Below are 20274 nucleotides of genomic sequence, written 5' to 3' on the forward strand. Positions count from 1 at the left end.
CAGAACCTCCGCGACGATCCGGTCAGCGACCCGTCGCCGGTGAGCGTACGCCCTCGTCGGCGCCCCACGCGGACGGGTCGCCGTCGGCGGCGTCCCGGTGCGTTTCGGCGACGTCGAGTTGGCGGGCGACGCGTTCGAGGAGGGCGTCCACCTGCGCGATGGAGTAGCCGCGCGGGACGACGGCGAGGCGCACCGTCCGCAGTTCGTCGGCGGTCAACGCGCCCTCGGCCAGCGTGGGCTGCGGCACGTCGACGACGGCGGGCGGCATGCCGCCGAAGCGGCCGTGCGCGGCCATCGCCCCTAGCCACAAGGCCACCAGGGCGAGCGCGTAGATGACCCACTCGAGGCCGGGCATCAGTTGCCCCGCTCCTCGCGGAGGGCCTTTTGGGCGGCCCGCTCGACGCTCTCGCCGTGCTTGACGATGATCGCGACGGCCTCGGCGACGTCGTCGGTGACGTGCAGCAGGTCGCGGTCGATGCGGCCGATGTACCCGTCGGTCTCGACCGACTGCTCCAGCCAGTCGAGCAGGCCCTGCCAGTAGCTGGACCCGAACAAGACGATCGGGAACGACGTCACCTTCTTCGTCTGCACGAGCGTGAGCGCCTCGAACAGCTCGTCGAACGTGCCGAACCCGCCCGGCAGCACGATGAAGCCCTGGGCGTACTTGAGGAACATCACCTTCCGCACAAAGAAGTACCGGAAGTTGATGCCGAGCGTCACGTACTTGTTGAGGCGCTCCTCGAAGGGCAGCTCGATGCCGAGGCCCACCGACGTGCCCCCGGCCTCCCGCGCCCCCTTGTTCGCGGCCTCCATGATGCCGGGGCCGCCGCCCGTGATGACCGCGTAGCCGGCGTCCGCGAGGGCCGCGCCCAACTCGACCGCCCGCTCGTAATAGGGGTTGTCGGACGCCGTGCGGGCCGACCCGAACACGCTGACGGCCGGGCCGAGCTCGGCGAGCGTGCCGAAGCCCTCCACGAACTCGGACTGGATGCGCATCACCCGCCACGGGTCCGAATGCACCCAGTCGGTCGGGCCGCGCGACTGCAGGAGCCGCTGGTCGGTGGTCGTCGCCTGCACCTGGCCCGCTCGCCGGATGACGGGACCCTGCTGCCGGTACTTCTTACCCATGGCCGCCACCCTATTGCCGCGGGGAAAGCCAGCGCGTCAGGGCGGCCGCGCAGCGGTCCAGATGGGACGCCGGGCAGAACTCGTCGTCGGCGTGCGCCTTGCCCGGGTCCCCCGGCCCGAAGTTCACGGCCGGGACGCCGAGCTCGGCGAAGCGCGCCACGTCCGTCCAGCCGTACTTGGGGCCGGGCTCGCCGCCGACGGCGTCCACGAACTCGCGCGCCGCGGGCAGGTCCAGGCCCGGACGCGCGGCCGGCGCGAGGTCGGTGAACTCGACGTCGTACCCGGCGAAGACGTCCGTGACGAAGGCCTGCGCCTCGGTGAGCGTGCGATCGGGCGCGAAGCGGAAGTTGATCTCGATCGTGCACCGGTCGGGGATGACGTTGCCGGCGATGCCCCCCGCGATGCGGACCGCGTTGAGCCCCTCGCGGTACTCCAGCCCGTCGACGACGACGTTCCGGGGCTCGTAGGCGGCCAGCCGGTCCAGGATGCCGGCGGCGTCGTGGATCGCGTTGTGCCCCTTCCATGCCCGCGCCGAGTGGGCCTTCGTGCCGGTGGTCGTGATCTCCGCGCGCAGCGTGCCCTGGCAGCCACCCTCGACCTGGGCGTCCGTCGGCTCCATGAGGACGGCGAAGTCTGCTTCGAGTTGCTCCGGGTGCGTCCGGGCGACGCGGCCGAGCCCGTTGAGGCTGGCCGCCACCTCCTCGTGGTCGTAGAAGACCCACGTGACGTCGTGGCGCGGGTCCGTCAGGGACGCCGCGAGCGCCAACTGGACGGCCACGCCGCCCTTCATGTCGCACGTGCCGCGCCCGTAGATGAGGTCGCCCTCGACCCAGCTCGGCAGGTTGCCCGCCACGGGCACGGTGTCGAGGTGCCCGGCGATCACGACGCGCACCCGACGCCCGAGATCGGTGCGGGCGATGACCGTGTCCCCGTCGCGGAACAGCGTGAGGTGCTCCAGCGGCGCGAGGGCGGCCTGGACGGCGTCCGCGAGCGCCCGCTCGTTGCCGCTCACCGACTCGATGTCGACGATCGCCCGGAGCAGGTCGGGCAGGGGCTGGCTGAGGTCGAGGGTCATACCGCAAGCTTTTCCGCACCGGAGGGCTGCCGCAAGTGCGCGCGCCGCGACGCGACGGCCGCCGGGCCCCTCCTGAGGGAGTGTCACCCCCGCGTGGCAGGATGTTGTGGGTAGTAGCACCACGAAGGAGACCCGTGAAAGACGACGAGTACTTCGCCCACGATCCCGCCGGCGAGGCGGGCACCGGGCAACCCGCGCCGGCCGCGCCCGTGGACGCGGGGGCGGCCGAACAGGCCGCGTCCCCCGCCTCCGCCACGTCCGTGGAGGGCGAGGGCGCCGAGCCCGAATCCGAGCGCACCGCCGAGCTGCCGGCCGCCGACGGCGGCGAACCGGCGGCGTCCGACACGCCGGGTCACACCGAGGGTGAGGCGGGCAGCGAGCCGGCGGCGTCCGAGGGCGACGCGGGCAACCCGGCGTGGCTGCGCAACCCGTGGGTTTGGGTCGGCGTGCTGGCCCTCGTGCTCGCGCTGGTGGTGGGCGCCGTGACGTGGTCGCGCTCCAACGCGAGCGACGCGCAGAAGGACGCGGTGACGCGGGTGGTGACGGGCTACTACGACGCGCTGGCGTCCGGCAAGGCGCAGGCGGCCCTCGACTTCGGGGCCAACCCGCCCGCCCAGGGCGGCCTGCTGAGCGACGCGGCGCTGCAGGCGTCCCAGAAGGCGGCCCCCCTGACCGACGTGCGCGTCGGCGACATCGAACTGAACGCCGCGGGCGACCAGGCGGTCGCCCAGGTCAGCTACAAGCTCGGCGACCGCGCCGTCGACACGCGCCTGGGTCTGTCGACGACCGGAGGCACCTGGGAGCTGGCCGACGTGACCGGCGAGCTGGCGGTGAGCCCGACGTCCGTGCTGGTCAACGGGCAGGCGGTGACGCAGACGCTCAACCAGGTCTTCCCGGGCACCTACGCCGCCACCGCCGCGAACGACAAGGTGACCGTCACCGGAGACCCGGTGGTCGTCACCGACCCGGGCGCGGCCACGGCGCGCCTCTCCCCGACGCTCGCGCTCAGCCAGCGCGGCACCGACGCGGCGAAGGCCGCCGGCCAGGCTGCGCTCAAGGCGTGCTTCGATACGCATCAGTCCGCGCCGCAGGGCTGTCCGTGGCGCATCAGCGGCACGGTGACGCCGGGCAGCGTGCAATACACGCTGACCAATGACCCGTGGGCGGGCTTCAAGCCCGAGTTGGACGCCGACCGCCTCACGGCGTCCGGGCCAGTCCGGCTCGACGTCTCGGTGGCGGCCAAGACGACGGTGAACGGGCAGCCCGCCGACACGACGACGAAGTTCTCCACGACGACGCCGCTGACGGTCGACCTGAAGCCCGCGAACCCCGCGGCGCGCTGGGGCAATTCGTAGTCGTCCACGGGGCCTGTCGCACGACGGAGACCGTCGGGGGGCGCCGCTAGGCTGGTCCGCATGACCGATTCCCCGCGCACCGCCTGGGCCTATGGCCTGGCGACCCTCACGCTCGACGGCGGCGTCCTCGACGTCTGGTACCCCGATCCGCAACTCGGCGCGAGCGACGGCTCGCCGGCGCCCGCGTCCCTGACGGCCGCGGCGTCCGACGACGAGGTGCGTCGGGTGCGCACCGAGGTCGTACTCACCGAGATCGACCTCGACGCCGCGCCCGCCGGCCCGGCCGACGCCTACCTGCGGCTCCACCTGCTGTCGGCGCGCGTGTGCCAGCCGCGCACGATCAACCTCGACGGGGTGTTCGGCGTGCTGCCGAATGTGGTGTGGACGTCGGCGGGCCCCTGCGCGGTCGACGGCTTCGAGGAGGTGCGGGCCGCGCTCCGCGCCGCCCGCGGGCACGTGACGGTCTTCGGGGTCGACAAGTTCCCCCGCATGGTCGACTACGTCGTGCCGTCGGGGGTGCGCATCGGGGACGCCGACCGCGTCCGGCTGGGCGCCCACCTGGCGTCCGGCACGACCGTGATGCACGAGGGTTTCGTGAACTTCAACGCCGGCACGCTCGGCACCTCGATGGTCGAGGGGCGCATCTCGGCGGGCGTCGTCGTCGGCGACGGGTCCGACATCGGCGGCGGGGCGTCCATCATGGGCACCCTGTCGGGCGGCGGCAAGCAGCAGGTGTCGATCGGCGAGCGCTGCCTGCTCGGCGCCGAGGCCGGCATCGGCATCTCGCTCGGCGATGACTGCGTGGTGGAGGCGGGCCTGTACGTGACGGCCGGCACGAAGGTGACGCTGCCGGGCGGCGAGGTCGTGAAGGCGGCGACGCTGTCGGGCACGCCGGGGCTGCTCTTCCTGCGCAACTCGGTGACCGGCGCGGTGGAGGTCCGGCCGCGGAAGGGCCACTCGGTCGAGCTCAACGCCGCGCTGCACGCGAACTGAGGATGGCTCGTCGCCGCCGGCGGCCCTGGTGGGTCGCGATCGTCCTCGTGCTGCTGCTCGCCCTGGGTGCCGGGGCGGCGGTCGTCTACTACACGGCGACCAAGCAGCCCGGGCCGTGGGCCGAGCGCTGCTCGGCACTCGTGCTCGGCGACAGCGCCGAGATCGACCTCGAGCAGTCCCGCAACGCGTCGATCATCTCGGGCGTCGCGGCGCGCCGCGGGCTGCCGCCGCGGGCCGTGACGATCGCGCTGGCGACGGCCTTTCAGGAGTCGGGGATTCGCAACCTCTCCTACGGCGACCGCGACTCGATCGGCATCTTCCAGCAACGGCCGTCGCAGGCGTGGGGCACGCGGGCCCAGATCATGGATCCGTATTACGCCTCCCGCGCCTTCTACGCCGCGCTCGCGCAGGTGAACAACTGGCAGAACGCCGACGTCGGCGACGTCGCGCAGAAGGTGCAGCGCAGCGGCTACCCCGACGCGTACGACAAGCACGTCGCGAAGTCGAAGCTGCTGGCCAGCTCGCTGAGCGGCGAGACGCCGGCGTCCTTCAGTTGCGTGGTGCGCGGCCTGCCCGCCGGCAACCCGGGCGGGCTCGTGACGTTCTTCGGGCAGACCCTGCCCACGAGCGACGAGGTCTCGCGGTCGGGCACCACGGTGACCGTGCGCACGGCGTCCACGAAGAACGCCTGGCAGGCCGCCAGCATCGCGGTCGCGAACGCCAAGACGTACGGCGTCCGGTCGGTGTCGGTGGGCGACCGCACCTGGCAGCCGTCGGCGACGATCATGCCGCGCTGGTCGGGCACCTCGGCCACCACGGCGTCCACCGTGGTGATCGAGCTGGCCTGAGCGCCGGCCGGGCGCTCAGGCCTCCCGCAGGCGCTCGGACGCCGCGGCGATGCGCTCGTCGGTGGCGGTGAGCGCCAGGCGGACGTGCTGCGCGCCCTTCGGGCCGTAGAAGTCGCCGGGCGCGGCGAGGATGCCGAGGGCGGCGAGCCGGTCGACGGTGTCGCGGCAGTTCTCGTCGAGGGTCGCCCACAGGTACAGCGAGCCCTCGGAGTGCTCGACGCGGAAGCCCGCGGCCTCCAGCGCCGGACGCAGCAGGTCGCGCCGGCGCAGGTACCGCTGCCGCTGCTCCTCGACGTGGGCCTGGTCGCCGAGCAGGGTCGTCATCGCGTCCTGCACGGGGCCGGACATCATCAGGCCCGAGTGCTTGCGGACCTGCAGCAGCTCGCCGAGGAGGGCGGCGTCCCCCGCCAGGAAGCCGGCGCGGTAGCCCGCGATGTTGGAGCGCTTCGACAGGGAGAACGCGGCGAGGAGCCCCTCGAGGCTGCCCTCGTTGATGGCGGGGTTCAGCACGGAGACGGGCTCGGCGTCCCACGCGAACTCGCCGTAGCACTCATCCGACGCCAGCGTGGCGCCCGCGGCGCGGGCGGCCCGCACCCAGGCGCGCATCTCGTCGGCGGTCAGGATGCGGCCGGTGGGGTTGCCGGGGCTGTTGATCCAGACCAGCGACGGCCTGAACTCGGCCAGCCGCGCCGGGTCGTCGCACGCGACCGGACGCGCGCCGACGAGACGTGCCCCCACCTCGTACGTCGGGTAGGCGCACTCGGGGAACACCACCGTGTCGCCCGGACCGAGCCCGAGCTGCAGCGGCAGGTGCGCGACCATCTCCTTCGTGCCGACGACCGGCAGGACGTGATGGTCCGTCAGGTCGACGGCGCCCCAGCGGCGCGCCAGGTAGTCGATGATCGCGGCGCGCAGTTGCGGCGTCCCCCACACCGTCGGGTAGCCCGCCCAGCGCCCGGCCGAGGCCGTGAGGGCCTCGATGGCGAGCGCCGGGACCGGGTCGACCGGGGTGCCGACCGACAGGTCGCACAGCCCCCCGGGATGCGTGATCGCCAGCGCTTTCGCGCCGGCGATCGTGTCCCAGGGAAAATCCGGGAGCCGCTGGGAGACCGGGTCGCTCACTCGCCCTGCGGCGGAAGGGCCGCGACGGTCGGGTGGTCGGCGTCGATCTTGCCGAGCTTGGCCGCGCCACCGGGGCTGCCGATCTCGTCGAAGAACTTCACGTTGATGTCGTAGTACTCGGCCTGATCGGCCGGGACGTCATCCTCGTAGAAGATCGCTTCGGTCGGACAGACCGGCTCGCACGCGCCGCAGTCGACACACTCGTCGGGGTGGATGTACAGCATGCGGTTGCCCTCGTAGATGCAGTCGACAGGACATTCCTCGACGCACGCGAGGTCCTTCACATCGACGCAGGGCTGCGTGATCACGTAGGTCATGTATCGCCTCCTGTTGCTCGGCGCCCCTACCATGGGCTGCCGTTCGCCACTCTACAGCGGCCCTCCCCGACGAACAGGACACGTCCATGCACCCGATCGAACGCCTTCTCCCCTCCTTGCACGTGGGTGAGCGGGTGAGCGTCCGAGCGGTCGAGCACGGCTCGCCGACCGACGTGATCGGCTTCGTCACAGCCCTGACCGGCGACACGCTGTCGATCGTGGATCGACGCGGCGTGGTGCACACGCTGGCCTGGGACGCGGTGTCCGCGGGCAAGCGCGTCCCGGTGTCGCGGGGCCGCGACCCGCTGAGGACGCCGCCCGCCCTGCTCACGCAGTTGGTCGCCGCCGCGCTGGGGGGCGAGGCGTCCGAGACGGATGCTGCGGACGGGCCCGGGAGCGCCGGCCCCCACCGGGCCGCCCCTGTCGGGCCCGTGTGGGTCGCCCGCATCGTTGACGTGCTCGCCGGGCGTCCGGCCCCCGAGACGGTCGCGCCGTGGGGCGAGCGGGCGAGCTTCGGCGGCGTCCGGGCGCGCGTGGAGGGCGAGTGGGTGGTCGCGCTCGGCTGCACGCCGGGCGAGCCGGGGTGGCTGGGCCCGGTCGTGGACGCCTGCTGGTGGGCCACCCGCGCGAACGCGCGCAGCGTGTGCCTGGTCGTCGAGGATCCGTCGGACGCCGCGGCCGAAGCGCTCGCCGGCGCCGGTTTCGCGCGCCTGGGGTGAGTGACGTTCTCCACCTCAGAGTGTGGAGAATGTCAGGTAGAAACGCCTAGCGGGAGGCGTCGCGGGCGCGGCGCCGCTTCAGCAGCGCGAAGGCCGCGTAGCACAGCGCGACGAACGGGATCGTGTAGAACAGCGCCGAGCGCTGCCCCGAGTCGAAGACGATCAGCACGCAGGAGGCCAGGCTCATCGCGAACGCCAGGATCGGGACGACGGGGTAACCGGGGACACGGTAGCTGAGTTCGTCCACGGTGTGTCCGCTCGCGAGCCATTCGCGCCGGAAGTTGAACTGCGACCAGGCGATCGCGACCCACACGAGCATGACCGCCAGCCCCGAGATCGAGACGAGCACGAGGTAGACGGTCTCCGCCGCGACGACGGAGCTCAGCAGCGCCAGCAGCCCCCCGATCATCGACGCGGCGAGCGCGAGCGACGGGACGCCGAACCGGTTCGTCCGCGTGAAGGCGGCCGGGATCGTGCCCTCGTTCGACAGCGACCACAGCATGCGCGTGGACGCGTACAGCCCCGAGTTGGCCGCCGACAGGATCGCGGCGAGCACCACGACGTTCATGATGTCGGCCGCGAACGGGATGCCCATCGACGCGAACACGAGCACGAACGGGCTCCGGTCGACGCCCGCCTCCCGCCACGGGATGAGCGCGGCCATGACGACCATCGACCCGATGAAGAACACCGTCAGCCGCCACAGGGTCGCGTGGATGGCCCTCGGGACGGTCGTCGTCGGGTCCTTCGTCTCGCCGGCCGTGATGCCGATCAGCTCGGTGCCGGAGAACGCGAAGTTCACGGTGAGCATCGTCGCGAACACCGCGCCGATGCCGTTGGGGAACAGGCCGCCCTCGGTGAGGTTCGTCAGGCCGGGCGCGCGGTCGTGGCCGATGAGCGGGATGATGCCGACGATGGCGAGCGTCCCGAGCACGATGAAGATGATGATCGCGGCGATCTTGATGCTGGAGAGCACGGTCTCCGCCTCGGCGAACAGCCGCACCGACGACACGTTCAGGGCGAAGATGACCGCGATGAAGAGCGCGCTCCAGACCCACACGGGCGTGCCCGGGAACCACTGCTGCATGATCAGCCCGGCGCCGGTGAACTCCGAGCCGAGGGCGATCGTCCAGGTGAGCCAGTAGAGCACCGCGACGACGAAGCCCGTCGCCGGGCCGATGTAGCGCGTGGCGTAGACGTGGAAGGCCCCCGTGTACGGCATCGCCACGCTCAGCTCGCCGAGGCACATCATGACCAGGTAGACGAGCACCGCCCCGACCGTGTAGGCCAGCACGGTGCCGAAGGGGCCGGCCTGGCTGATCGTGTAGCCGGAGCTGAGGAAGAGCCCGGTACCGATGACGCCGCCGAAGCTGATCATCAGCAGGTGGCGGGTGCCCATCTTGCGCCGCAGGGTGGTCGTGGCCGCTTCGTCGTCCACGGTCGCGGGAGTGGTCATGCGCGAACAGTAGGGCTGCCCGGTGGGTGGGACGGTTCGTCCCGTGGGGTGGTCGCCAGGCGACCCCCGGACGCCCGCCGCGGTCGGCGTCCGGGTAGCGTGCTCCCCGTGACCGACCTACAGGCCCTGCTCGACGGGGGCGTCGTCGTGCTCGACGGCGCGATGTCGACCGAACTCACCCACCGTGGCGTCGACACGGCGAACGCGCTGTGGGGCTCGCTGGCGCTCGACTCGGCCCCCGAGGCGATCAGGGCCGTCCACGCGAGCTATTTCGACGCCGGCGCGCGCGTGGCGACGACGAACACGTACCAGGCGAACGTCCCCGCGTTCGAGGCGGCGGGCTACTCCGCCGCGGAGGCGTCCGGGCTGATCGCGCGGGGCGCGGGGTTGGCGCGGGAGGCGTCCGAGGCGTTCGAACGCGGGCACGCGGGCGTCCGGACGGCGGTCGCCGGCAGCATCGGCCCCTACGGGGCCTACCTGGCCGACGGCTCGGAATACACCGGCGACTACGAGCTGGACGCCGTAGGGTTCGCCGGCTTCCATCGGCCGCGGATCGCGGCGCTGGCGGGCAGCGTGGACGTCTTCGCCGTCGAGACCCAGCCGAAACTCGCCGAGGCCCGCGCGATCGTCGCGCTGCTCGCCGAGGAGTTCCCGGCGACGACGGCCTGGGTGTCGTTCCAACTGCGCGACCCCGAGACGCTCGCCGACGGCACGCCCCTCGCCGACGCGGCCCGCTGGGCCGACGGCCAGGCGAACGTGCTCGCCGTGGGCACCAACTGCGTCGCGCCCGCGCTGGTCACGCCGGCGCTCCGGCTGCTCGGACGCCACACCGGCAAGCCGCTGCTCGCCTACCCGAACTCGGGCGACGTGTACGACCCGGCGTCCAAGACCTGGCGGGACGCCGACCGGCGCGACCGCTTCACCCGGCACGTGCCGGAATGGCTCGACCTGGGCGTCCGGATGGTCGGCGGCTGCTGCCGGACGACCCCCGACGACATCGCGATCGTTGCCGCCGAGGTGGGCGACGCGGGCGGGCGTCCGGACGCCTAACGCACCTTCCGGTCGGGCCGGGCGTTCGGGTTGGTGCAGGTGACGGCGGTCAGCGAACTGTACGTCCAGGTGAACGGCTCGGACTTCACCAGCTTGCCGCCGGAGTAGAACTGCCGCTGGAAGTCGACCCGGAACCCCGTCATCGGACTCTGCGGCGAGCACACCGCGGCGTTGTTCTCGACCGGCTTGCCCGGTGACCGGAACCGGCTCTGCACCGGCTTGGTCGCCTTGATGTCGTAGACCTTCGTCGACCAGACGCGCACGGTCACCGTGCCCCGCCCGCCGACGCGCGGGTTGTTCGTGAACGCCTGCATCAGGACGCCGTACTTGGAGTCGTTGCGGAACTTCATGTCGACCGAGTAGAAGTCCAGCGTCGCCTCGCGGCCCATGGGGTAGCGGTCGAAGTAGAGCGAGTGGGGCTTGTGGTAGACGTCCTCGAGGCCCGCGAAGAAGATCGCGTTGAACGTGGTCGTCGTGGTTTGGCTGATGCCGCCGCCCATCCGCTCGACGACCTTGCCGCCGTCGATCGCGCCGCCGGCCATCCAGCCGCGGGCGGTCGTCCGGGGGCCCAAGACCTCGTTCATGCTGAACGTCTCCCCCGGCTTGACCAGGGTGTTGTTCACCAGCCGGGCCGACTTGCCGATGTTGTTCACCCGGTACGCCGTCGCGGGGAACCGGGTCGTGAACTCGCCGGTGATCTCCTTCACGCCGAGCGCCTGCGCCTGCGCGGTCGTGAACGACGGCTTCAGCGTGTCGACCTGGACGCCGCCCGCGCGCTGCGCGGCCGGCTTCGTGAGCAGCGGCGTCACCGCGTCCGCGAGCCGCTGCGGGTCGATGCCGCGGCCCTCCTGGGAGCCGACCACGGACGGCTTGCCGTCCTTGAGGACGACGTCGGCGTCCTGGGCGGGCTTCAGCCCGAACGGCCCCAGCGGGGCCTTCGCGCTGGCGAGCAGCTTCTTGCCGTCGACGGACGCCTGAAGCTTGCTGTCCTTCGCGACGAACGACAGCGCCGGCGCGAGGACGGCCGGGCTCAACGAGACGCTCTGGTCGCCCGACTTGAGCGTCACCGGTGAGCCGAGCGCGGGGACGGCGATCTTGTCGTAGGCGTCCTTGGCTTCGGCGTTCGTGATGTCGGCGTCCGTCTCGGAGACGGCCGCGGCGACGTCGCCGCCGGCCAGGTACCGCTGCTGGAGGAGCTCGGCGGTCTTCTCCCGCTCCAGCGTGCCGCCGGCCGTGCCCTGGACGAGCGTCGGCTTCGCGTTCTCGACGGTGATCGCGGCGTCCACGGGGTCGTGGTCGTACTTCTTGGCGAGGTCGGCGACGCCGGCGTCCAGCGTCGCGGCGTCCGTCGTGACGACGGGCGCGTGGTCGCGCCCACCGACGAGGGTGTCCCAGACGTCGACCGGGTTCCAGCTCTGCTCGCCGCCGGCCTGCGCGACCGTCCGCCCGTAGTCGATGGAGAGCCCCCAGCCGGACGCCGGCCGCGTGACCTTCTGATCGCCCGCGGTCACGGTGATCCGGCGGTCGGCGAGGGACGCCAGGCCCGCCTCGACGGCCTTCGTCGCCTGCGCGCGGGTCATGCCGCCCACCGGGATGCCCGACACCGACGCGTTGCGCGGCAGCGACGAGCCCGTCATGGACGCCCCGACGACGTACGTCACCCCCAGCGCGATCAGGACGGCCGCCCCCGCGACTCCTGCGACGATCGCCCCCGTGCGGCGCGGCTTTCGCGCCGCGTCACCCTCCGTGCTCACCCACCGACCCCCTCCGGCTAGCGCCCCCATCGAAGGGACACGTGTTTCGACGTGGCGCCAGGCTACCCGGTTTCGGCGGACGCCCCCGGACGGCCACCCTCCAGACGCAGCGGCGCCGGCCCCCGTGGGGGCCGGCGCCAAGGCCGCGCCGTGCGCGACCGGAGACGAACAACCGGGGCGGATCGGCGTCCGGGGTCGTGGACCGACCTAGGAGAGCAGCGCCTCCGCCTTCTCCGCGAGGGCCTCGGCGGTGATGCCGAACTCCTTGAAGAGCACCTTCGCGGACGCCGACGCGCCGAAGTGGTCGAGCCCGAGCGAGTCGGACGTCGGGCCGAGGATGTTCTTCCAGCCCAGCACCGTGCCGGCCTCGATGCTGACCTGCGGGACGGCGTCCGGCAGGACCTCGGCGCGGTACGCGTCGTCCTGCTCCTGGAACCACTCGACGCACGGCATCGAGACGACGCGCGTCGGGACGCCCTTCGCCTCGAGCTGCTCGCGGGCGTCGACGGCGATCTCGACCTCGGAGCCGGTGGCCACGAGGATCACCGCAGGCTCCGCGGACGCCTCGATCAGCGTGTACGCGCCCTTCGCGACGCCGTCGGTCGAGGCGAACTCGCCGCCCTCGGCCCGGTCGAACGTGCGCAGGTCCTGCCGCGACAGCAGGATGCCCGCCGGGCGATCGCTCGTGGAGAGGATCTTCTTCCAGGCGGCCGCGACCTCGTTCGCGTCGGCCGGCCGGACGACGTCGAGGCCCGGGATGAGCCGCAGCGACATCGCGTGCTCGATCGGCTGGTGCGTCGGGCCGTCCTCGCCGACGCCGATGGAGTCGTGCGTCCAGACGAACGTGGAGGGCGTGTTGCCGATGGCCGCCAGCCGGACCGCCGGACGCATGTAGTCGGAGAACACCAGGAACGTGCCGCCGTAGGCGCGCGTCAGGCCCGAGAGGTTGATGCCGTTGAGGACGCCGCCCATCGCGTGCTCGCGGATGCCGAAGTGCAGCGTCCGGCCGTCGTCGCCGGCCGGCCAGTCCTTCGAGCCGCGCTCCTGCGGCAAGAAGCTGTTCGCGCCCTCGATCGTCGTGTTGTTCGAGCCGGCCAGGTCGGCCGAGCCGCCCCACAGCTCGGGCATGACCGCGCCGATTGCGGTCAGCACCTTGCCGGACGCCTTCCGCGTCGACATCTTGCCCGCCTCGAACGTCGGGAGGGCGTCGTCGAAGCCCTCCGGGAGCGCGTGCGCGCGGACGCGCTCGAGCAGCGTCGCCTGCTCGGGGTGGGCCTGCTGCCAGGCGGCGAACTTCTCGTCCCACGCCTTGCGCGCCTCCGCGCCGCGGTCGGCAGCGTTCGCGCGGGTGTACTCGATGACCTCGTCGGCGACCTCGAAGGTCTTCTCGGGGTCGAAGCCCAGCTCCTTCTTCAGGCCCGCGATCTCCTCGTCGCCGAGCGCGGCGCCGTGGACCGAATGGTCGCCCGCCTTCGTCGGCAGCGGCCAGCCGATGATCGTGGTGACCTTGATGAACGACGGCTTGTCGGTGACCTGCTGCGCGGCGACGATCGCGTCGTAGAGCTCGGCGACCTTCTCCTCGTACGTGGTGAAGCCGTTGGTGAAGTCGACGTGGGCGGTGTGCCAGCCGTACGCCGCGTAGCGGGCCTCGACGTCTTCGCTCATCGCGATCTTCGTGTCGCCCTCGATCGAAATGCGGTTGTCGTCGTAGATCAGGATCAGGTTGCCCAGGTTCTGCGTCGCGGCCAGCGAGGACGCCTCCGACGAGATGCCCTCCTGCATGCAGCCGTCGCCCGCGATCGCGTAGACGAAGTGGTCGAAGACCGACTCGCCCGGGGCCGCGTCCGGGTCGTAGAGCTCGCGCTCGCGCCGGGACGCCATCGCGAAGCCCACCGCGTTGCTGATGCCGGCGCCCAGCGGGCCGGTCGTGCACTCGACGCCCTTCGTGTGATGCACCTCGGGGTGACCCGGGGTGAGGGAGCCCCACGTGCGGAGCGACTCGATGTCGCTCAGCTCGAGGCCGATGCCGGTCAGGTAGAGCTGGCAGTACTGCGTGAGGGAGCTGTGACCCGCGGACATCAGGAACCGGTCGCGGCCGAGCCACTGGTCGTCGCTGGGGTCGTAGTTCAGGATCTTGCCGTACAGCAGATGCGCGACCGGAGCCAGCGAGATCGCCGTGCCCGGGTGCCCGTTGCCGACCTTCTGCACGGCATCGGCGGCCAGGACGCGCGCGGTGTCGACCGCCTTCGAGTCGAGATCGGTCCAGGTGAGCTGGGACATGGGGCCTACTTTCCTCACATGATTCGTCATGGGTTGCTGCGGGACAGATACCCCCATCACCCTATGACACCCGATCCTGGCCCGGGAGTGCTGGTCGCGCGTGAACCGCGCACGTATTCCCGTGCTGACGGCGTCCGACGGTGTCGGTGAGGTGGTTCCTCGGGCCCCGTGTGCGTTTCTACCTGACGTTCTCCACACTCTGGTGTGGGTTTTGTCACACGCCACATGGCGCGTCTGTCGGCGAGGAAGGCGTCCGGACGCAGGTCTGCGGGGGTCAGCGTCGGCGGTCAGGAGTCTGTGCGACAGGTCTCGCCGCCGGTCCCGGGATCGTGGACACGCGCGTCCGGACGCGACGCCAGGCGGCCACTCATCTCGCGACGCCGCTGTTCGCGCACGTCGTCAACGTTCGCCAACGCCCCTTCCCGGACGCCGTGGCCGGGCCGCGCGCGGGCGTCCGGTCAGGCGTCCGCGCGGGTGGTGCAACCCGTGAGAGCGTGCCCACGGCGTCCGGACGCGGCCCGAGGCCGGCGAGCCGTGTGACGTTCTCCACACCAGAGTGTGGAGAACGTCAGGTAGAAACGCCCACACGGGGCTCCACGAAGACGGCGACGGTGCGCCCGGGGACGACGAACTCGCCGTCGGCGAACGCCGCCTGCCGCACCAGGGCGTCCGCGCCCTCGCGCTGCACGGGGTGCAACTGCCAGTCCCCCGCGCCCAGGAAGTCCCCTCGCTGGCGCACCGGCCATCCGCTGCCGTTGAACACGACCGCGAGCCGCGCCCAGCGCTCGTCGACCGGATCGCCGACGCGGTCGTCCACGACCATGACGACCACCCCCGGCACCTGCGCCCACGTGCCCGACACCGGGAACGTCACTTTCTCTTTGATCGCCGCCGCCCGGCCCAGCCGGAACAGCCGCGTCGAGGCCCGCAGCCGCAGCAGGTCCAACGCGAGCTCGTGCGCGCGCCGCATGTCGGACGCCGACGGCTTCAGCACCGGATCCGCCAGCAGCGGCTTCATGTACCGCCAGTGGACGCCGTTGTCGACCTCGGGCGGCAGCCCGGCGCCGAACCCGTTGTCGGTGAGCGAGAAGTCGAGGTAGTTGAACCAGTCGCCGGAGTCGTAGGAGTTGCGATCCAGGCTCTTGCTGCGCAGGAAGTCGGTGCCCGCGTGCCACATCACCGGGTTCTGACCGAGCGTCGCGAGCGCGAGACACAAGGTGTTCGCCCGGATGCGATCCTCCATCGTCGCGGTCAGCGGCAGCTTCATCGTCAGCGCGTCGAACAGGGTCTCGTTGTCGTGGGCGTCGACGTAGTTGACCACCTCGTCGGGCTCCCACGCATACCCCGCCGGGACGCCGTTGTAGTCGATCTCGTCGCCCCGGCAGCTCAGCGCGGTGAGCTGCGAGGTGAACCGGACGTCCGCGAGCGTGCCCGCCAACCCCAACTGCACGAGGTCGCCGTAGTACAGCAGGCGGTCCTTCTGGTCGTAGGTGTTGCCGTTGGCCGAGGACGCGTTCGGTGCGGTCCACAGCCCGGTGCCGAAGCCCTGCCGCCGCGGGTCGACGTCGAAGGGCGCGCCGCCGCGCACGGCGTCCCGCAGCCGGTCGGAGAAGGTGCCGATGTGCGTCCCGCCGAGCTGGCCCTGCGTGGCCTGGATGAAGCGGGCGTTGTCGGAGACCTCGCCGAAGTTCCAGCCCTCGCCGTGCATCGTGACCCCGCGGCCGTCGACGCCGTCGCGCTCGGGCGTCAGCGCGTCCAGCGCCTCCCGGACGGCGACCATGTTCCCCCGGCTGTGGTGCCCCATGAGGTCGAACCGGAAGCCGTCCACCCGGTAGTGCTTCGCCCACAGCACGACCGAGTCGACCATGAGCTTTTGGGCCATCCGGTGCTCGGTCGCGACGTTCGGGCAGCACGTCGACGTGGCCACGCGGCCGACGTCGTCGCGGCGGTGGTAGTAGCCGGGCACGATGCGGCCGAGCACGGAATTGTTCGCCTGCCCGGCCGACGTCGTGTGGTTGTACACCTGGTCGAGCACCACGCGCAGGCCCAGCCGGTGCAGGGCGTCCACCATCGCGCGGACCTGCCGCACGCGCTGCGGCCCGTCGACGGCGTCCGCGGTTGCGTACGAACCCTCGGGGGCCATGTAGTGCCAGGGGTCGTAGCCCCAGTTGAACCCGTCGCGGTCGCGGCGCGCGGAGATGTAGCGCTGCTGCTCGTCCGAATCGGGCGGGAGCGCCTTGAGCCGCTCCTTGCTGACGGCTTCTTGGTGCTCGCGGCGCTCCTCCACCGAGCTGTTGTCGAAGATCGGCAGCAACTGGACGGTCGTCAGCCCCGCCTCCCGCAGCCGCCGCAGGTGACGCGCGCCCAGGCTGTCCTGCGTGAAGGCGAGGTAGGTGCCGCGCAACGCGGCGTCCACCGTCTTGTCGGCCGACGAGAAGTCGCGCACGTGCAGCTCGTAGATGACCTGGTCGACCGGGTGCTCGAGCGGCGGCCCGGCCACCTCGCCCCAGCCCTCGGGCGCGAGCCCGGGGTCGGCCAGATCGCAGATCACCGACATGGTCGAGTTGGCCCGCAGGGCCACCGAGTACGGGTCGGTCACCCGGTTGGTCACCACCCGCCCGAACGTCGGCGCGAACACCTCGACGTCGTACAGGTACGACAGGTTGCGCCAGCTCGCCTCGCCGGTGACCGCCCAGCAGCCGTCGGGCTCGCGCGTCATCGGGACGACCTCGTCCTCCCCCGGCAAGGACAGCCGCAGCGCGACCCGGCGCGCGGTCGGCGCCCACACCCGCAGCGTCGGACGCCCGTCGCTCCAGGACGCACCCAGGGCCGCCTGGCCGGCGGCCGCGTAGATCTCGTCGAGCAGATGGGCCAGTTGGACGCCGCTGGCGTTCACCAGCCGCCCGGACGCCTGATGCGCCATCACCGCGACCTGCCCGCGGGCCACCTCGCCGGCGTCGAGGTCCGCCGGGACGCTGAGCGCCACGAACCCGGCCAGGTGCGGCATGCGCGCCACCAAGGCGTCCGGCATGCCCGCGTCGACCACCCGCAGCGGCGCGGTGCGCCACGGCACCGGCTCGGACGCCCACGGGTCGACGCCCCCCGACGGCGACCAATGCAGGCTCCAGTCGAGGTCGGCGGGGTCGAGCCCCGGCGGCAGCGCGTCGGCGGGCCACCCGATGATGCGCCGCGTGGGCCACACCGCTCGGCTGATGCTGAGATCGGGTGACGCCCCGTACGCCCTCACACATACCCCCTGGGTTGAAACAGCCCGCCCATTCTGGCACTCGGGGCACCCGCCCGCCACGGCCGCGCCCGGGTGACGGCGGGACGCCCCCCAGACGCCGCCGCGGGCGTCCGGAGGCACGGCGTAGGGTTCCCCCGTGGACGACTTCATCGCGGCATTGGACCGGTTCAACGGGCAGCTCTACCTCTACGTTCTGGTGGGAGGGCTGCTCGCGGTCGGGCTGTGGCTGACGATTCGCACCCGCGGCGTCCAGGTGCGCCTGTTCGGCGACATGCTGCGCTACGTCGCGCATTCGCGGTCGGGGGCCGAGGGGGGCATCTCGTCGTTCCAGGCGTTCGCGATCGGCATGGCCACGCGCATCGGCATCGGCAACATCACCGGCGTCGCGCTGGCGCTCGTCATGGGCGGCCCGGGCGCGATCTTTTGGATGTGGGTCGTCGCCGCCGTCGGCATGGCCACCGGCTTCGCCGAGGCGACGCTGGCGCAGCTGTTCAAGGTGCGGTGGAACGACGGCACATTCCGGGGCGGGCCCGCCTACTACATCTCCGTCGGGCTGCGGTCGCGCGGGTGGGGCGTCCTGTTCGCGGTGCTGCTCGTGTTCGCGATGGCCGTCGCGATGCCGATGGTGCAGTCGAACACGATCGCGGTGGGCGTGGCCGAGGCGCACGGCGTCCCGACGTGGGTGTCGGCGCTCGTGCTGGCGGCGCTGACGGCGCTCGTTGTGTTCGGGGGCGTCCGGGGGGTGGCGCGGGCCGCGGAGTGGATCACGCCGCTCATGGCGCTCGGCTACCTCATCATCGCGGTGGTCGTGATCGCCACGAACATCGCCCAGGTGCCCGCCTTCCTCTCCGACATCGTCTCGGGGGCGTTCGGGCTGCGTCCGGGGCTGGCCGGCATCGGCGGCGGGCTGACCGCCGCGCTGCTCAACGGGGCCCAGCGGGGCCTGTTCACCAACGAGGCCGGCATGGGCACCGCGCCGAACGCGGCGGCCACCGCGACGGTCGCGCACCCGGTGCAGCAGGGGCTCATCCAGAGCCTCGGGGTGTTCGTCGACTCGATGCTGATCTGCTCGGCGACGGCGTTCATCATCCTCTCGACCGGATCGGTCGTCTACACGCCCGGGGTGACGCAGCGCGAGCAGTCGGCGTCCCTCACGACCGAGGCCGTGACGCACCAGTTGGGCGCGTGGGCGTCCTGGCCCATGTCGGTGATGATCTTCTTCTTCGGGTTCAGCTCGATCCTGGGCGCGTACGCGTACGCCCAGGTGAACGTCGACTTCCTCCGCCGCCGGCCCGGCCGGCACCTGCTGCTGGCGGCCGTCACCGTGCTGACGACCGGCATCGGCGCGGTGCAGGCCCTGCCGACGGTCTGGATCCTCATGGACACCGCCATGGCCCTCATCACCATCGTGAACCTGATCGGCCTGGTCGCGCTCACCAAGTGGGTCGTCGCGGCCCTGCGCGACTACGAGGGACGCCGCCGCGGCGAGGTCGCGTTCGTTCCCGACGAGATGCCGGACGCCGCCCTGCTCAGCGCGTGGCGCTGAGGGGCGGCGTCGGTCGGGCAGACGTCGGTCGGGCCCACGGGAGCCTCACCGCGGGGATGCGGACGTTCAGGCGGTGCGGCGATCCTTCAGGATCGCGGTCAGGATGAGCCCGAGGACGGCGGTGATCACCAGGGCCCACAGCCCGAGCCGGTAGGAGTTCGTGGCCGCGTCGTACGTGGCGGCCATCACCAGCGGCGGGAAGTAGCCGCCGAGGGCGCCGGCCGCGGCGACCGTGCCGGAGACCGCCCCCGCCTTGTCCTTCGGCGCGATGCGCGGCACCCAGCCGAAGATCGACCCCTGGCCGAGGCCGAGGCAGGCGGCCATGAACAGGAACGCGAAGCCGGTGACGATGCCCTCGGGCGGCTCGAAGCTCACGACCGTCGCCATGACCGCGACGCCGAGCAGCGAGATGAGCGAGATGAGCTTGGGCCCGAGCTTGTCGGCCAGCATGCCGCCGAACGGACGGGCGATGACGGCCGCGATGACGAACGACCCCATCCGGTTGCCGGCGCCGACCTGGTCGACCGTCTGCGGGTAGATCGTGGTGAGGTACTTCGGCAGGAACGTCGAGAACGCGACGAAGCCGCCGAAGACGATCGCGTACAGGAAGCACATCTGCCACGTGACCGCGAGCTTCAACGCGCCCGCGATGCGCGGGACGAGCGGCTGGTGCTGCGGCGTCCAGGCCGGGGACTCCTTCATGAGGAACCACACCAGGGCCGCGAACACGACGAGCGTGCCCGCGATGACGTAGTGCGTGGTCGCGTACCCGATGGACTGGGCGAGCCGCGGCGTCACGAACGCCGACACCGCCGTGCCGATCATGCCCATGCCGAACACGCCGTTGGCGAACCCGCGCCGCGAGGGCTCGTACCAGGCGCTCGAGAACGGGATGCCGATCGCGAACACGGTGCCGGCGACGCCCAGGTAGAAGCCGGACGCCAGCAGCAGCGGGTAGTTGTGGGTCTGCCCCGCCACCGAGACGAGGATGACGGCGGGGACCGCGAGCAGCAGGATCGCCGTGAACATCTTGCGGCCGCCGACGCGGTCGGTGAGCGCGCCGACCAGGATGCGGCCGAGCGAGCCGACGATGATCGGCGTGGCGAGCATCATCGCGATCTCGCCCTCGGCCAGGCCCATCGACTGGGCGTAGGTGCGCTGCAGCGGGGCGATCGACATCCAGGCCCAAAAGCCGGCGGCGGACGCGAACGTGGCCAGAAGGACCTGGAAGAGTTGGCCGGTCAGCGCGGGCGCTGGGGCCTGAGGTGCGGTGGAGCTCATGCGGGACGTTCCTTCTACTCACACCGGGCGCCGACCCCGGCGACGCGGTTTGGCTCGGCCTGATTTTCGGGACGAACGCTATCCCATCGACCCCCGCCGTGGG

The 20274-nt window shown here is 71.9% G+C and carries 16 protein-coding genes; 6 read left to right on the forward strand and 10 right to left on the reverse strand.

The window, feature by feature from the left end; genetic code table 11:
- Positions 1–22: 22 nt before the first annotated feature.
- The 3 genes from WMJ97_RS02485 to dapE are packed head-to-tail and all read right to left on the reverse strand — an operon-like array spanning position 23 to position 2203.
- The gene (locus tag WMJ97_RS02485) at positions 23–355 is read right to left on the reverse strand and encodes a DivIVA domain-containing protein (protein WP_347347376.1); all 333 of its coding nucleotides are present in this window, start codon (positions 353–355) and stop codon (positions 23–25) included.
- On the reverse strand, positions 355–1128 hold the full coding sequence (locus tag WMJ97_RS02490) for a TIGR00730 family Rossman fold protein (protein WP_347347377.1): 774 nt from the start codon (positions 1126–1128) through the stop codon (positions 355–357). Before WMJ97_RS02490 ends, WMJ97_RS02485 begins: the two co-directional genes overlap by 1 nt.
- Positions 1129–1138: 10 nt before the next feature.
- On the reverse strand, positions 1139–2203 hold the full coding sequence (gene dapE, locus WMJ97_RS02495) for a succinyl-diaminopimelate desuccinylase (protein ID WP_347347378.1): 1065 nt from the start codon (positions 2201–2203) through the stop codon (positions 1139–1141).
- A gap of 134 nt (positions 2204–2337) precedes the next feature.
- Here dapE and WMJ97_RS02500 point away from each other — a divergent pair, with 134 nt between their 5' ends.
- Genes WMJ97_RS02500 through WMJ97_RS02510 form a run of 3 tightly spaced genes read left to right on the forward strand, consistent with a single transcriptional unit; the run spans position 2338 to position 5399 of the window.
- Positions 2338–3558, forward strand: a complete 1221-nt coding sequence (locus WMJ97_RS02500) for a hypothetical protein (RefSeq protein ID WP_347347379.1) — start codon at positions 2338–2340, stop codon at positions 3556–3558.
- Between the two features lie 60 nt (positions 3559–3618).
- Entirely contained in the window at positions 3619–4551 is a 933-nt protein-coding gene (gene dapD / locus WMJ97_RS02505) for a 2,3,4,5-tetrahydropyridine-2,6-dicarboxylate N-succinyltransferase (protein WP_347347380.1), read from the forward strand.
- A 2-nt stretch (positions 4552–4553) separates the two neighbouring features.
- Positions 4554–5399: a hypothetical protein gene (locus WMJ97_RS02510; protein ID WP_347347381.1), complete on the forward strand. Its 846-nt coding sequence runs from the start codon at positions 4554–4556 to the stop codon at positions 5397–5399.
- Between the two features lie 15 nt (positions 5400–5414).
- On the opposite strand, the gene dapC is transcribed toward WMJ97_RS02510, so the two are convergent.
- Positions 5415–6521 (reverse strand): succinyldiaminopimelate transaminase, encoded by a 1107-nt coding sequence (gene dapC, locus WMJ97_RS02515; RefSeq protein ID WP_347347382.1) that lies wholly within the window; start codon positions 6519–6521, stop codon positions 5415–5417.
- Positions 6518–6838 carry a ferredoxin gene (gene fdxA / locus WMJ97_RS02520; protein ID WP_347347383.1) on the reverse strand — a complete coding sequence of 107 codons (321 nt, stop codon included), beginning with the start codon at positions 6836–6838 and terminating at the stop codon, positions 6518–6520. The genes dapC and fdxA overlap by 4 nt, the downstream gene beginning before the upstream one ends.
- Before the next feature lie 86 nt (positions 6839–6924).
- Here fdxA and WMJ97_RS02525 point away from each other — a divergent pair, with 86 nt between their 5' ends.
- On the forward strand, positions 6925–7557 hold the full coding sequence (locus tag WMJ97_RS02525) for a hypothetical protein (protein WP_347347384.1): 633 nt from the start codon (positions 6925–6927) through the stop codon (positions 7555–7557).
- 46 nt (positions 7558–7603) lie between these two features.
- On the opposite strand, the gene WMJ97_RS02530 is transcribed toward WMJ97_RS02525, so the two are convergent.
- Entirely contained in the window at positions 7604–9013 is a 1410-nt protein-coding gene (locus tag WMJ97_RS02530; RefSeq protein WP_347347385.1) for an amino acid permease, read from the reverse strand.
- A 108-nt stretch (positions 9014–9121) separates the two neighbouring features.
- Between WMJ97_RS02530 and mmuM the strand changes: the two genes are divergently transcribed.
- Positions 9122–10063, forward strand: coding sequence for a homocysteine S-methyltransferase (mmuM, locus tag WMJ97_RS02535; RefSeq protein WP_347347386.1), 942 nt, complete (start codon positions 9122–9124; stop codon positions 10061–10063).
- Here the strand turns inward: mmuM and WMJ97_RS02540 are convergent.
- From WMJ97_RS02540 to pulA, 3 genes are all read right to left on the reverse strand, one after another.
- Positions 10060–11817, reverse strand: coding sequence for a VanW family protein (locus WMJ97_RS02540; RefSeq protein WP_347347387.1), 1758 nt, complete (start codon positions 11815–11817; stop codon positions 10060–10062). The two genes, mmuM and WMJ97_RS02540, sit on opposite strands and share 4 nt — an antisense overlap.
- Positions 11818–12024: 207 nt before the next feature.
- The gene (tkt, locus tag WMJ97_RS02545) at positions 12025–14097 is read right to left on the reverse strand and encodes a transketolase (RefSeq protein ID WP_347347388.1); all 2073 of its coding nucleotides are present in this window, start codon (positions 14095–14097) and stop codon (positions 12025–12027) included.
- A 568-nt stretch (positions 14098–14665) separates the two neighbouring features.
- Positions 14666–17494 (reverse strand): pullulanase-type alpha-1,6-glucosidase, encoded by a 2829-nt coding sequence (gene pulA, locus WMJ97_RS02550; protein WP_347347389.1) that lies wholly within the window; start codon positions 17492–17494, stop codon positions 14666–14668.
- Between pulA and WMJ97_RS02555 the strand changes: the two genes are divergently transcribed.
- A complete protein-coding gene (locus tag WMJ97_RS02555) occupies positions 17481–18890 on the forward strand; it encodes an alanine/glycine:cation symporter family protein (protein WP_347347390.1) in 1410 nt (469 codons plus the stop codon). The genes pulA and WMJ97_RS02555 overlap by 14 nt on opposite strands.
- A gap of 66 nt (positions 18891–18956) precedes the next feature.
- On the opposite strand, the gene WMJ97_RS02560 is transcribed toward WMJ97_RS02555, so the two are convergent.
- On the reverse strand, positions 18957–20171 hold the full coding sequence (locus tag WMJ97_RS02560) for an MFS transporter (protein WP_347347391.1): 1215 nt from the start codon (positions 20169–20171) through the stop codon (positions 18957–18959).
- Between the last annotated feature and the right edge of the window lie 103 nt (positions 20172–20274).

Origin of the sequence: Nigerium sp., from assembly GCF_039811905.1 — a bacterium.
Classification (GTDB): domain Bacteria; phylum Actinomycetota; class Actinomycetes; order Propionibacteriales; family Propionibacteriaceae; genus Propioniciclava.

What these genes read in the sequence shown, in the direction of transcription:
- WMJ97_RS02485 (WP_347347376.1), bottom strand. Translation starts at nt 355, where the DNA reads ATGCCCGGCCTCGAGTGGGTCATCTACGCGCTCGCCCTGGTGGCCTTG.
- WMJ97_RS02490 (WP_347347377.1), bottom strand. Translation starts at nt 1,128, where the DNA reads ATGGGTAAGAAGTACCGGCAGCAGGGTCCCGTCATCCGGCGAGCGGGC.
- dapE (WP_347347378.1), bottom strand. Translation starts at nt 2,203, where the DNA reads ATGACCCTCGACCTCAGCCAGCCCCTGCCCGACCTGCTCCGGGCGATC.
- dapD (WP_347347380.1), top strand. Translation starts at nt 3,619, where the DNA reads ATGACCGATTCCCCGCGCACCGCCTGGGCCTATGGCCTGGCGACCCTC.
- WMJ97_RS02510 (WP_347347381.1), top strand. Translation starts at nt 4,554, where the DNA reads ATGGCTCGTCGCCGCCGGCGGCCCTGGTGGGTCGCGATCGTCCTCGTG.
- fdxA (WP_347347383.1), bottom strand. Translation starts at nt 6,838, where the DNA reads ATGACCTACGTGATCACGCAGCCCTGCGTCGATGTGAAGGACCTCGCG.
- WMJ97_RS02525 (WP_347347384.1), top strand. Translation starts at nt 6,925, where the DNA reads ATGCACCCGATCGAACGCCTTCTCCCCTCCTTGCACGTGGGTGAGCGG.
- WMJ97_RS02530 (WP_347347385.1), bottom strand. Translation starts at nt 9,013, where the DNA reads ATGACCACTCCCGCGACCGTGGACGACGAAGCGGCCACGACCACCCTG.
- tkt (WP_347347388.1), bottom strand. Translation starts at nt 14,097, where the DNA reads ATGTCCCAGCTCACCTGGACCGATCTCGACTCGAAGGCGGTCGACACC.
- pulA (WP_347347389.1), bottom strand. Translation starts at nt 17,494, where the DNA reads ATGAAGTCGTCCACGGGGGAACCCTACGCCGTGCCTCCGGACGCCCGC.
- WMJ97_RS02560 (WP_347347391.1), bottom strand. Translation starts at nt 20,171, where the DNA reads ATGAGCTCCACCGCACCTCAGGCCCCAGCGCCCGCGCTGACCGGCCAA.